Source organism: Paenibacillus cellulositrophicus, assembly GCF_009363095.1.
Classification (GTDB): domain Bacteria; phylum Bacillota; class Bacilli; order Paenibacillales; family Paenibacillaceae; genus Paenibacillus_AQ; species Paenibacillus_AQ favisporus.
The window spans coordinates 25,642-40,792 of the sequence record NZ_CP045295.1; the positions used below are offsets into that span (position 1 = coordinate 25,642).

The following is a 15,151-nucleotide window of genomic DNA, read 5'->3' on the forward strand; positions in this document are numbered from 1 at the left end:
GAGCCAAGTGATATACGAATATTTTAACCTGTCTGCCCGCAACCCGATCATCGCGGGCCATCAAGCATTCGGGCAGCCCTTATTGCCGGGTTTGGCATATATTGACCTAATCTATCAGGCGTTTAACAAGCACGGCTTCTCCTTTCGGCAACTGGAGTTGCGCAACCTGGCCATCCACAGGCCACTGCTGATCAGCGGTTCCGAAGGTGTAAGGCTGGAATTGGCTGCCGATCGCCAGATGACCGGCATATGGAGGATTCGGCTCCAAGGGCACCAAGGGCATTCTTCCGGGGACGATCGGTCGTTCGGCGAAAGCCAATTATATGCTGAAGCCGAAATGCACCTGACGGAGGCGTCCTCTTTTATCATTGATCATTTGGATTTTAAACCGGGTCGTCACGCCGCGCCTGCTGTAGTACCGCTGGAGCGAATGTACAGCGAGTACCGCGAGCAGCAGTTGGTCCACACCGGATGGATCAAAGCGGAGGGAATGCTTTACGAGCGGCCGGACTCCGTGATCTTGGACGTTCGCGTCGCACACGATGCCAAGCCGAGCGCGCAACAGTTTTTGTTTCATCCTGCGCTCATCGACGGCAGCGGGGTAGGGGCAACGAGATTTCTGGCACCCCCGGTTTCCAATGAGCCGCGTTTGTATCTGCCTTTGTATTATGAATCTTTTCGCGCCGTGGAGCCTCTGCAGCTGCAATGTCACACCCTTGTCCGGAAAGACTCGGTCGTCCGGCGGAACGAGCTGATCTCCTGGACGATGGAGTTTTTCAATTCCCAGGGAAGCAAGGTGGCGGAGCTGCGGAATTTTACGGTCAAGCGGGTTCGCGAAGCCGGCCGGATCAGTGTTGATTCAAGACTGGATTGGAACGGAATCGGGACTATTGGAGAAGCCGAATCCGGAACGGACTACCCCTTGGCTTCGCGTGAGAGCGGCGGAACGCTAGAGTCGATCGAACAGTTTCTGGTCGATATCTTGGCAGACAAGCTCGGTATTGCCCGAGGTCAGATCGATCGGCGTGCCGGGTACTACGAGCTTGGTCTGGACTCTTCAGGATTACTGGGGATGGTGAAGACCATGGAGTCCAGAATCGGTACAACTTTGTCGCCGACGTTGTTATTCGAATACACAACGATCCAGGAACTTGCCTCCTATTTGGACAAACATTACCATGACAGATTCATGCCGCCGGCACCGTCTGACGAGCAGGAACGGCAGTATGATAGGAAGCCATCTGGCAAGGGAAGGATACAGCTTCCTTCGTCTGGCGCATCAAAGGGCTCGGGATCGGAGGGTGACATTGCCATCATCGGCATGGCCGGCCGGTATCCGATGGCAGGAAACATTCATGAGTTCTGGATGAACCTGCTGGACGGAAAAAACTGCGTGACGGATATCCCACCTTCGCGTTGGGACCGGGTGAGCATGGGGCATATCAAATCCCCATCGGGAAAAGACATTTCCAAATGGGGCGGGTTCATCGACGACCCGGATGCGTTTGATCCGAAGTTTTTTCGGATTTCCCCCAGGGAAGCGGAGACGATGGATCCCCAGGAACGCCTGTTTCTTGAGGTCTGCTGGGAGACGATGGAAGATGCCGGCTATACGCCCGATACAATCGTACCGCCGCACGGTAATTCCCGGCGCAGAGTCGGTGTATTCGCCGGTGTCATGCATAAGGATTATTCGCTCATCGGGGCGGAAGCGATGTCGCGTGGGGCGATTTTCCCGCTGTCGCTGCAGACCGGTCCGATTGCAAACCGCGTTTCGTACTATTGCGATTTTCATGGACCGAGCATGACGGTCGATACGCTGTGCTCATCTTCCTTAACCGCCGTCCATTTGGCCGTGGAAAGCCTACGGCGTGGAGAAAGCGAGGTTGCGCTGGCCGGAGGGATCAATTTGTCGCTCCATCCAGCCAAGTACGTGACCTACGGACTGTGGGGAATGCATTCCAGCGATGGCCGGTGCAGGACGTTCGGCAAGGACGGGGACGGTTATGTCTCATCCGAAGGGGCGGCCGCAGTGCTGCTGAAGCCGTTAGGCAAGGCCATTGAAGACCGTGACCGCATTTATGCCGTTATCAAAGCCAGTTCGGTAAATCATGTCGGAGCGGTAAGCGGGTTCACGGTTCCCGGGCCGGTCGCACAGGCGGAAGTTATTGCCGACTGCTTGTCGCAGGCCGGAATCGATCCACGGACGATCGGGTACGTTGAAGCCCACGGCACGGGTACGTCGCTTGGGGATCCGATTGAGATGGAAGGCTTGATCCGCGCTTTCGGCGGCGATTCCCAGGATCGCCAATACTGCGCGATCGGGTCGGTCAAGTCCAACATCGGGCATGCGGAATCTGCGGCAGGTGTCATCGGTTTACAGAAAGCCGCCCTGCAAATCTATCACAAAACGCTCGTTCCTTCCCTGCATGCGGAGGAGCTGAATCCTTATATTGATTTCGACCGCTCTCCGTTTTATGTCCAGAACAAGACGGAGGCGTGGATGCATCCTGTGGTGGAGCAAAACGGGTTACAGGTAACTTTGCCTAGGCGCGCCGGCCTAAGCTCTTTTGGGGCAACAGGCTCCAACGCCCACCTTTTACTGGAGGAATATATAGAGCCACCCAGGAGCATTGCCAAGCAGGACAGAAACGAAAGCCAGCAGGAAACGAGAGCGGCCGTGCCGTTATCCGCCAAGAATCCAGAACGGCTCACGGCATATGCCGAGCGTCTTCTGGATTATCTGCTTCAGGTCAAAAAAGCCGGGAAGCTCGAAGAACGGAATACCGCTCTGCAACCGCTTGAAAATCGCGTCAAGTTACGGCTGGAAGCGGCATTGTGCGGGTATCTGGCCCGCATCCTGTTTGTTCGTGATGATTTAATCGAAACCGGGGTTCCGTGGGGGGACTACGGCGTTGAGCCGGTTCACTTCGGGCTGCTGAAAGAAACGCTCCGCAATGAGCTTCATATCGAAATGGACGAATCCGAATGGGGCCAGCGAAGCACGGTTTCTTCTGTTACAGACTACCTGATGAAGGAGTATGCCGAGCAAATTCAGGATTCGTATAGGGATGCCGGACTTGTTGGGGTTGCACTGCTGGAGGACCACACGGATCAGGACAACGTTTTCCTGAAGGATCTCGCATATACGCTGCAGGTCGGACGAGTCTCCCTGGAGGAGCGGATTCTGTTCGTCGTTGACACGGTGGATGAACTTATTCAAAGTCTTCGGGCGTTTCTGGATGGGGACGAAGCGTGGCCGGGCATATTCAGGGGGCAAGCGAAATCAATTTCATCAGGTCCGGAAGCGTTCCAAAAGGAGGATGTCCGCTTATGGGAGCAAACCGGGGATATCGAACGCCTGGCAAACGCTTGGGTTCTCGGAACAGCTGTCGATTGGGCTGCGGTCCATGGGAACGATAAGCCTAACCGAATCAGCCTTCCTACGTACCCTTTTGCCAAGGAAAGATACTGGATCCCGGCGGACATGACAGTTACGCCGGGTCCTCGGCAGACGATCCCGGTCACCAATACGATCACCCCCATTCATCCGCTGCTGCATATGAACGTGTCTGTTTTCGGAGAGCAGCGGTTTGAGACACGGCTGTCTGGCGCGGAATTTTTTCTGACAGACCACAGGGTGCAAGGCAGCAAAGTTCTTCCCGGCGTCGCTTATCTGGAGATGGCACGGGCAGCTACGCTGCATTCCCTCGGGCGCTCAGCCCAAAAGGAAGCTTCTCAAGGGATGCGGCTGAAAAACATCGCGTGGATTCGGCCGTTTGTTGCGGACGATTCGGAAAACAAGCTGACCATCCGGTTGTTCGAGGATCACGGCGGCCGCACTTCTTTTGAAATCTATAGTAACAGCGAGGGAGAGGGACGAGTCATCCATTGTTCCGGGCAAGCGGAAACGGATGAATCTGTGGCGAGTCCGCCTACGCTGGACTTGGATCGGATCTTACAGGTTTGCAGAGACCAATCGCTTTCTTCTTCCAACCTTTACGCGAACTTTAGGCTCATGGGCATGGAATACGGTCAGGATCACCAGGGGATCGACGTCATCCATGTCGGAGAGGGCCAAGTCATTGCCAAGTTAATGCTGACGAATGCTGCTGCATCCGAAACCAACGAGTACGTCCTGCATCCAGGAATGATGGACTCGGCGCTGCAAGCCACAATCGGGCTGCACAAGCTCTCCCGAGCATCAAGCGGCCATCCTTCCAGCACTTCCAAACCGTTAATGCCGTTTGCACTCCAGGAAATGGAGTTATACGCACCATGCGAAGCTGAGATGTGGGCATGGATCCGGCAGAGAGAGGATTCTACGGCAACCACGCAAAAACTGGATATCGATTTATGCGATGCCAGCGGCCGGGTGTGTGTACGGATGAAAGGATTTTCGACCAGAGTGTTGGAAAGAGCACTTGCCTCAAGGATATCCGATTCAAATGCAAAGGAAACGCAATTCCATCGGAACACGAAGGAAACGGTGCAGTATCATCCCGATGAGGCGAGGCAGGCCAACAGCGCATCCGACTTGCATGTAGAAAATGCCGGTCATGAGCCGGTGAGTCTTGCAGGAAACGTCCATCTGCTTCCGGTTTGGGATGAAGTCCCGGCAGCAACTATATCCGCTCTCGCCACATCGTCCTTTAATGGTGAAATGCTAATTGTGGGGGGAAGCCGACAAGCGGATCTCATCCGGCGTTATTTTCCAGATGCCCGCGTGCTGGTGCCCGCTGAGGAAGATTCGGTTTCCGCGATCAGCGCGAGACTCGGGAACTTAAGCCGCATTGACCACGTCGTGTGGATCACTCCAGAGTCCAAATCCGGTTGGGCCGATTCTGAAGGTTGGATACATGCCCAGGAACAAGGGATTCTTCCTTTATTCCGATGGATTCAGGCATTCCTGGATCGACGTTATGACGAACAGCCTTTGCAATGGACCATCATTACGACGGAAACCCTGCCGGTATCAGACAAGGAGCAGGTTCTGCCCGCCCATGCGGGAATTCACGGGCTGGCAGGATCCATGGTGAAAGAATATGCGAACTGGTCCGTCCGGATTGCCGACCTCGAGAGTGAAAGCGACTGGCCGCTGGACACCTTGTTCTCGCTTCCGGCCGACCGTCGTGGCCACCCATGGGCATACCGAAACGGGAAGTGGCATAAGCATTCGCTGATCCGGGTCCATGCACAGGTACGACCGGAAAGATCCCTGCTGCAAAGAGGCGGGGTATATGTCGTCATCGGCGGAGCCGGAGGCATTGGCAGAGCTTTCAGTGAATATATGGTACGCACTTATCAGGCCCATATCGTATGGATCGGGCGAAGACCGCTGGACGAAGAAATCCGTAGCCGAGCTGGCCGGATCGCCGCGTTTGGACCAAAGCCCGAGTACTTGTCGGTTGACGCGTCCAGCGAGGGTTCGCTGCGTGAAGCCTACATGCATATTAAGGGGAAGCATGCGCGCATAAACGGCGTCATCCATTCCGCCATGGTTTTGAGCGATCAGGATCTTGCCGGTATGAGCGAGGAATCGTTTCGGGCCGCGCTCCGCGCCAAAGTGGATGTCAGCGTAAGGCTGGCAAAAGTATTTGAAGAAGAACCGCTGGATATCGTGCTGTTTTTCTCCTCCTTGATCAGCTTCATTAAAAATGCAAAACAAAGCCATTATGCATCGGGCAGCGCGTTCAAAGACGCATTTGCCCACCGGATGGCGCAGGAATGGTCCTGCCCGGTCAAAATCATGAACTGGGGGTACTGGAGCAGCCCGGAAGCTAATGCTTCAGAAGAGGTCAAGCAGCTGGGGCGCATCGGCATGGGGCTGATCGAGCCTGCGGACGGTATGGAGGCGCTGGAGCTTCTACTATCCGCTCCGTTCCGTCAAATGGCCATGATTCGAACGACTCGGGAACTAGTGGTGGAAGGCATGAGCACCGAAGATCGAGTCGAAATGCTGCCGGATACGGACAACGGTTCCTTTTCGTGGCCGCAGCAGCTTCCGGACCGAAACCAAACCGCCCTGGATTTGGAGAAAAGTTTGGTTCTGGCACACGAAGCGGATGATGTGCTCGGAACCATGCTTCTGTCACGACTGGCATCCATGGGGATGTTCCATGGCATAAGCGGTACTCGTGATGATTTGTGCAAGCAGGCCCATATTTCTCCACGATATACCCGCTGGCTGGAGGAGAGCCTGGAAGTATTGACCAGGAAAGGGCGGCTGATCCGAGCCGGCGAGTCGTATCGCTTAGCGGAAGGTGTTACGCAGAATTCGGATTTCGCCCGATCCGCTTGGGATGAGCATAAGAAACAGTGGGTGACCGATTCCAGCCTGAAACCTTGGATGAACCTGGCCGAAACGATGCTGGAGGCGCTGCCTGATATTTTAAGCGGTAAAATCCGTGCTACCGATATGATGTTCCCGAATTCCTCCATGCGCCGGGTGGAAGGAATCTATAAGAATAACCCTGTGGCGGACTACTTCAACGAGGTGCTGGCGGATTCGGCCGTGGCCATCATCCAGGAGATATGGCGCCGGAATCCGTCGTACAAAGTCAGGCTGATTGAAATCGGAGCGGGAACCGGAGGGACGAGCAGCCTGCTTTTCCGCAGGCTTCAGCCTTATCAGGACCGGATCGAGGAGTACTGCTACACGGATATATCCAAAGCCTTTCTGCATCACGCGGAAAATGTGTATGGCCCTCATGTCTCCTATCTGACTTACGATTTATTTAATGTCGATGATCCCGGTACGGGATGGATGGACAAAAAAGTAAAGTTCGACATTGCCATCGCGGCCAACGTGCTGCATGCGACGAGAAACACGCGCCGGACGCTGCGACACGCCAAGGCGCTGCTGAAGAAAAATGGTCATCTTCTGATCAACGAACTTAGCAGCAGTCGTCTTCTCACCCATCTGACCTTTGGACTCCTTGAAGGCTGGTGGTTGTATGACGATCCGGAATTCCGGATACCGGGATGTCCAGGACTGTATCCTGAGTCATGGAAGTCAGCGCTGGAGAGCGAAGGGTATGGGCAGGTTGAGTTTCCGGCAGCGCATGCCCATTCCTTGGGACAGCAAATCATTGCCGCGGCAAGCGACGGCACGATTCGCATCAGAACTTCCGTGTATGGCGTGGACCGCGGCCGAACTGTAGGAAGAAAACCATCCTTGAGCGGAGCGAGAAACGGTTCGCTGGCTGATACCGGAAGTTCTGACGTGATTCACGTACATGAGACGAAGCGAATCAGAACAGAATCCGACGACCAGACCAGAGATGCTGTACGGTCGATCCTCGCCGCTTCACAGCCATCTCAAGCCCATGACGAAGAGATGAATTCCCATAGACTGGAGCAACACGTCAGGGAGGTGATCGTGGACAAGCTGTCCGAGGCGCTGAAGGTACATCCGCAGGATATTGATCTGGATGAATCATTTGCCGATTACGGACTTGACTCGATTATCGGAGTCCACCTCGTGCAAATTTTGAATCAGTCGCTAAACATCGAGCTGGATACGACCACTTTGTTTGATTACAGTTCGGTCCGGCAGTTGACCGCCTATATATTGAAGGATCACAGGGAGGGGGCTGCCGGTACACTGGCAGAGATTTCGCCGCCTGCGTCCGCTTTGATGAATGATGGAGCGGAGGACGAACTTGAGAATTCCGGACATGAGAGCTTCGGGTCAATGGACCATCCTGCCTTGGAAAGCGAGCGGTTCGTTTCAGCGCAGGAAAGCGGAAATCCATCTGTTGCGCAGGGATGGGAGGAGGAACACGAACCGATCGCGATCATCGGAATGAGCGGCAGATTTGCCGGTTCGGCCGACGTAAACGAGCTGTGGGAGCACTTATCCCGAGGCGAGGAGCTGATCGGCACCTCTCCAAGGTGGGACCTGTCCGACCACTATCCACCGGGCTCGGCATTCTGCGAGGCTGGGGGATTTGTGGACGGCATCGACCAATTTGATCCTTTCTTCTTTAACATTAACGGACTGGAAGCCACCTACATGGATCCGCAGCAGCGGGTCTTCTTAGAGGAATGCTGGAAAGCGCTGGAGGATTCCGGATACGCAGGCACCCGCGTTCAGGGGAGCCAGTGTGGCGTGTATGTCGGCTGCCTGGGCGGTTCCGGTGATTATTCGTCTCTGGCGGGAAGCGAGCGTCCGCCGCAGGCCTTTTGGGGAATGGCCGGGTCGGTCGTCCCTGCCAGAATCGCCTATTATCTGGATTTGAAAGGCCCCGCCATCGCCATTGACACGGCGTGCTCCAGTTCGCTGGTCGCCGTCCACCTGGCCTGCCAGGGCTTGAGGTCCAGGGAGACGGACATGGCATTGGCCGGGGGCGTATTCCTTCAGTCAACGCCTTGGTATTATTTGAGTACCAACAAGGCGGGGATGCTATCGGCTACAGGGCACAGCTATACGTTCGACGAACGTGCCGACGGTTTCGTCCCCGGAGAGGGAGCCGGCGTTCTGGTGCTGAAGCGTCTGAAGGAGGCCTTGACAGACGGGGACCGGATTTATGGGGTTATCCGGGGCAGCGGGCTCAATCAAGACGGGACGACCAACGGGATCACCGCGCCAAGCGCCCTGTCCCAGGAAAGGCTGGAGTGCGGCGTATATGACAAATACGGCATCGATCCCTCGCATATTCAGGTTGTCGAAGCGCATGGCACCGGAACGAAACTGGGCGATCCGATCGAATACCAGGCGATTACGCGAGCTTTCCGTAAGTATACCGACCGAAGCGGCTACTGCGCGATCGGCTCGATCAAGACCAATATCGGGCATGCCGCCCACGCGGCGGGCGTGGCCGGCATCATCAAAATTTTGCTCGCTTTAAAACACGGGCAAATTCCGCCAACGCTGAATTTCCACCAGGGCAATCCCGGCATTTCGTTCGAAGACAGCCCTTTTTACGTCAATACAAGCCTGAAAGAATGGACCCCGGAAGGGCAGCGCCCAAGGCTTGCCGCCGTCAGCTCATTCGGTTTCAGCGGAACCAACGCCCATGTCGTCATTGAAGAATCTATAGCTCCTATGCGAGTATCGGCAAGCCGGCCGGGGCACCTGATCGCCTTGTCCGCGCGGACAGCTGAGCAGCTGCGTGAGCAAGTTCGACAGCTGTCGGACTTCATGGCTGAGCACAAAGAAACGCCGCTTGTCAACATCAGCTACACGCTGCTGCTGGGGAGAAAGCATTTGAACCATAGGTTTGCCTGTGTGGTCAAATCGGAAGTAGAGCTACAATCACTCCTTCATGGGTGGCTGTCAGGTGGTCATCTGCAGCAGCAAGTCTTTACGGCTTCCTTTCAGGAAAACGAACGCAGCGAGAGGCTGACTCTTAAAAGATACGGAAATCAATGCATCCATGAGCTGCAGGACATTCATGAGCCGGACGAGTATATGGAACGCCTGACGGCCGTAGCAGAGCTTTTCGTACAAGGCTATGTTCTGGATATCGAGGCTTTGTTCCAAGGGAACGGGCATACCGTTGTCTCGCTTCCGTCGTATCCATTTGAAAAAGGAAGCTACTGGATTTCGGAAACTTCCACGGACCGGGAAGCAGCGCGGCGACTGCATCATCCGTCCGGATCTCCTTTAGAGCGCCACCCGCTGCTGCACGACAATGTATCTGATTTGTCCGGCGTAAAATTCCGTTCCCTCATAACCGGAAATGAGGATTACCTGATCAAGCTCCAGGAAAAAGGAGGTTACCGTCTTCCTGGAGGAGCATGCCTGGAAATGGCGAGAGCAGGTGCCGCGCTGTCGTCCAATAGTTTGAAACTGCCGGCTAAGGACATCGTTCTTAGGGGCGTGGCATGGTCCAAACCGCTAAATCTGGTGCAGGATGGTGTCACCTTGGAACTGGAGCTGTTTGCCGAAGAGGACCAGACCCTCGCTTATGAAATTCGGGCACAGCCGCTGGCTGAGGGTACCGAGCCCGAGCCCTTTGTACTCAATCAAGGGTCGGTTCTTTGGGAGACGGTCCCGGTAGAGTGCGCAGATCTTTCGGCGATTCGAGCCCGCTGCTCCATCCAAACCTGGACGAAACAGGAGTGGTACCGTTCATTTGAAACATCCGATATCCGCTATGCGCCCGAACAGCGGATTATCGAGAGCGTATGGGGCGGAGACGGGAAGGCGCTGGCTAAAATTTCCGCTGACTGCTTGACGAATGACCAAGAGCACCGAATGGTGCTTCATCCCATCGTATTGGATCAAGCCCTTCAGCTAGCTTGCGCGATCGATTGGACCAGGGTGAATCCGCTGGGCGAACCGATTCGCTTTCGTGCGGCTTCTCTTCCGATCACCGCTGCAGAAATTCGAATCAAGGACACGGGTGCCCACGCCATGTGGGTTTACGTCTCGCAAAGCGAACAGGATGGCGGTTTCAGTGAGACGAGGACGATTGATTTGGACCTATATGATTCAAAGGGAACTCTGTGTGCGCGATTCGGTCATTTGACGGTGAAATTGCCCGAGCGCGATTTCCGTTCCGCCGTAACAATTTCAGAAATGGGAGAGATGAGAAGATGAGCAGACCGACCCAAGGGGATGGATCCGGCAAAGCAGCACCATCCGCAGATATTCTACAACTCACCCCGTTTTATCAAGAAACGGACTTTCAGGCTAATGAGGTTCAGGAGGCGGATGCTGCTTATACGCAGCACATTCTGTTATTGTGCGGACTAGGACCTCACTTCCAGGATCTCTGCCGCAGCAGGCTGCCCGAAGCGCAGCAAATCGTTTTGGCATGCAGCCGCTCTGAACGGCCAGATCTGGATTTGATGGAAAATGCCGATCGCATGTTATTAGCACTTCAGGAGGCGATGAAAGACAGAGGCACAGGAAAAGTGTTGGTTCAGCTCGTCATCCATTCAGCGGGAGAGCTCAAATTGCAGACGGGGCTGTATGCCTTTTTAAATACGGCTCGTCAGGAAAACCCCCGGATTGTCCCGCAGCTGATCGAGATCGGTGAAGGCGTGAACGAAACAGCATTTGTTCATTGGATCATGGCAGCGAAGTCCACCGGCAGCTGCGAAAGACTCCGGATTCAATTCGGGTCTGTTAGCCGTTTTGGCTGGAGGGAAGAGAAGATGGAAGAAAGGGGTGCAGTCACCCCTTGGAAAGATGGTGGAGTCTACCTGATTACCGGAGGCATGGGTGGACTCGGACGCCAATTTGCAGACGATATCTGCCGAAAGGCCAGCCGCCCTGTCGTCATTCTTTCGGGCCGCGCTCCCTTGGACGCGAAGAAAGAAGAGCAGCTGGCGTTTCTAAGCTCCATAGGGGCGAATGTCGAATATATTCAGGCCGATATCGCGGACAAAGATCAGGTTGACGACCTGGTCCTGCTTCTGATACGCAAATATGGCGTTCTGAACGGAATCATCCACTGCGCGGGGGTCATCCAGGACGGATACATTCTAAGGAAAACGGTTAAGGAAATGCACAGGGTGTTGTCCCCCAAAGTGACGGGGCTGACCCTCCTGGATCAAGCAACACAAGACGTGGCTCTAGACTTCCTTGTTCTTTGCTCTTCCATTGCCGGAAGCCTCGGCAACCCGGGACAGGCGGATTATGCGCTTGCCAACGCCTATATGGACGCGTACGCGGCCTACCGGAACCGGCTCGTTGCGGAAGGATTGAGATTCGGCCGGACGATATCGATCAATTGGCCGCTCTGGAAAGATGGGGGAATGGAAGTCGCAAACCATACCGAGGACGGCAGGAACGGAAACCGGGGACTGACCGCCATGGAAACGTCGGACGGACTCGAGGTTCTATATTTCGGAATCGCGACCAAACATGATCAGATCATGACATTATCCGGAGATATCGAACGCTGGAGGCATGAGCTGTTAGGCGCGGCTGAAAGTTCACGTCTTTCTGAATCCACTAGCTCTCTGGCGCAAACCGCTTCATCGCTTACTCACTTAAACTCAGATATGCTGAAGGAACGTACCGCCGAACAGCTTAAAGAGCTGTTCGGGAAAACGATCCAGGTACCGTCTTCCCGAATAAGCCTTCACGAACCGTTGGAGAGCTACGGCCTCGATTCTTTGATCGTCAATCAAATGAATCGGCAGCTGGAGGAGATTTTTGGAGATCTGAGCAAAACTTTATTTTATGAATACATGACCCTGGGGGAGGTTGCGGATTATCTGTCATCGGTCCATATCGATGCATGCATCCGCTGGAGCGGTTACGAAAATGAATCCGTTCAGGAAACGACCGCACCGGAGGAGCAAGCGCAGAGCGTATTTCCGACTCTGGTATCCCGAAGAAAAAATCGGCATGCAACATCAACCTTACCTGCAACGGTGCAGACGGATCGACCGGAACGGCAGGAGAAACCGGCAAATGAACCCATCGCTATCATCGGGATAAGCGGCCGTTATCCACAGGCAGATGATGTCCAGCAATTTTGGGATAATCTGATGGCTGGGAAGGACTGCATTATCGAAGTACCTGAAGAGCGGTGGACTTTAAATGGGTTTTACACGCCGGATCCCGGGACGGCCGTCGAAAGCGGCATGAGCTATAGCAAGTGGGGCGGCTTTTTGGAGGGATTTGCAGAGTTTGACCCGCTGTTCTTTAACATTTCCCCGAAGGAGGCCTTGATGATGGACCCACAGGAGCGTTTGTTCCTGCAATCCTGTTGGCATGCGCTGGAAGATGCCGGTTATACACGCGAGCTGCTGGCAGTCCGGCATCGCCGGCGGGTTGGCGTGTATGCGGGTGTTACGAAAACGGGCCACGATCTATACGGGCCTGAGGTGAGGAATAAGGGGGATAATGCCCATCCCTACACATCGTTCAGTTCCGTGGCAAATCGGGTATCGTACTTCCTGAATGTCAACGGTCCGAGCATGCCGGTGGACACGATGTGTTCTTCCTCCTTGACAGCCATTCACGAAGCCTGCGAACATCTTCGCCGGGACGAGTGCGAGGTCGCCATCGCAGGAGGTGTAAACCTGTATCTTCACCCTTCAAGCTATACCTTGTTAAGTGCGCAAAACATGCTGTCCGCGGACGGAAAATGCCGCAGCTTCGGCGAAGGAGCCAACGGTTTCGTACCCGGCGAAGGCGTCGGCGTCGTCATTTTGAAGCCCTTGTCCACCGCCGTACGTGATCGGGATAACATCCATGCCGTCATCCGTAGCACCAGCATTAATCACGGAGGCAAAACGAACGGTTATACCGTTCCAAGCCCGAAAGCTCAAGGCGATCTGATCCGGGCGGCACTCGACAAAGCTGGCGTCGACGCCAGAACGATCACTTATCTTGAAGCCCACGGAACCGGAACCGAACTGGGCGATCCCATCGAGATTACGGGTCTCACCCAGGCGTTTGCTGTGGATACGAAGGATACCGGTTTCTGTGCAATCGGTTCGGCCAAATCCAACATCGGTCATTTGGAGGCGGCGGCCGGCATCGCCGGCTTGACCAAAATCGTTCTGCAGATGAAGCACCGGACGCTCGTTCCAAGCCTGCATGTTTCACGGCTCAATCCCAATATTTCTTTTCAGAAGACGCCGTTTAAAGTGCAGCAGCATATGGAGGACTGGCAAAGGCCGATGATCCAGGAGGAAGGAAAAAAGCATGTCTATCCACGCAGGGCAGGCATTTCCTCGTTTGGTGCCGGAGGATCCAATGCCCATGCCATCCTTGAGGAGTATTTGCCGGAAGAGCCGGGAATTACCCGGTTATCGCCTAAGCAACGAAAGCAGTCCATCATCGTCATCTCTGCCAAAAATGAAGCCGGCTTAAAGATGAGAGCGCAGCAGCTGCTCAAGGCCGTCCACGGCGAATTCGCGCTTGAAGCTAATATCGGCGACATTGCTTATACGCTGCAGGTAGGCAGAGAGGCTATGGAGGAACGGTTGGCATTTCTGGCGGGTTCCATGGAAGATCTGAGGTTTACATTGGAGCAGTTTGTCAGCGATCAGCAACGAAGCCTTCAGGACGGACTTTTCCGCGGGACCGTCATGGGGGTTGCCCGGGTAGAGGTGCAAACCGAAATCGACCGGAACATCGAGGCATGGGTCCGGGATGAACAGTTCAGACCTGTAGCGGAACTCTGGGTGCAGGGCGCCGCACTTGACTGGGAACGGCTGTACGTGGACATGAAACCGAGCCGCATCAGCCTGCCGGGGTATCCTTTTGCCAAGGAGCGATACTTCATCAGAGATCAGGTGAGACGCACGCCGATCGTCAATAAAGAATCGTCAGCCGTTACTATGAAGAGCACAATGGCTCAACCGTCCACCGGCAAAGGACGGAGAGCGGAGATGCTCGGTCTGCAAGCAGTGCAATGCCTGGAGCTGGACGTGAAGGAGCAGATTTCGGGAATTCTTCATCTTCCCGTGGAGCGGCTGAATCTCAGCGCCAATTTGTCGGATTTCGGATTTGATTCGATCAGCCTGTCCCAACTGGCAGCACGGCTCTCCGGGCTACTCGGGATTGACCTTTCTCCGTCCGTCTTTTTCGGCCATTCCACGATTGAAAAATTGTTGCATTACATGAGCCGGGAGTTTCGGGATGTCATCGCCGACTTTTACAGGGAAAGTCCCGCAGCAGAGGGAGTACAGCCTGTCCCAACGCGGTTAGGGACAACGGCGGTTAACACTGACGCAAAAGGACTGCCCCGTGATTCTTTATCGTCGCCTGAAGAGCATCCGGAACCCGTCGCCATCATCGGCATAAGCGGCCGGTTTCCCGGAGCAAGAGACATCGAAGAAATGTGGTCCGTCCTTGCCGGGGGGCGTATCGAGGTTTCGGAAATCCCGGAGGACCGGTTTGACTGGCGTTCGTATTACAGTGATTCCGGAAGTGCAGCGGGGTCCATGGACAGCAAATGGCTGGGAAGTCTTCCCGGTGTCAGGGAGTTCGATCCCTTATTCTTCGATATCGCTCCGAAGGATGCGGAAACGATGGATCCCAGGCAGCGACTTCTGCTGCAGGAAGCGTGGAAAGCGTTGGAACATGCGGGATATGGAGATGCCCAAATTAAGCAGGGGCGTATCGGCATGTTCGTCGGTGCCGAGCAAGGGGATTATCAGCAACTCCTGCACGAACAAGGAATTACCTCCAACCATAATGCGATCCTCGCGGCAAGGCTTTCTTATTTCCTGG

General features: G+C 54.9%; 2 protein-coding genes (1 of these 2 cut by a window edge). Both read left to right on the forward strand.

The window, feature by feature from the left end:
* Window positions 1-7 precede the first annotated feature (7 nt).
* Complete coding sequence (locus GCU45_RS00070; RefSeq protein ID WP_167527033.1) at window positions 8-10,549, forward strand: SDR family NAD(P)-dependent oxidoreductase; 10,542 nt, start codon at window positions 8-10, stop codon at window positions 10,547-10,549.
* On the forward strand, window positions 10,546-15,151 hold the 5' portion of the coding sequence (locus GCU45_RS00075; RefSeq protein WP_152397565.1) for an SDR family NAD(P)-dependent oxidoreductase. The gene runs 13,697 nt beyond the window's last position; the window shows 4,606 of its 18,303 coding nt (coding positions 1-4,606); it begins with the start codon at window positions 10,546-10,548; its stop codon lies off the right edge, out of view. The genes GCU45_RS00070 and GCU45_RS00075 overlap by 4 nt, the downstream gene beginning before the upstream one ends.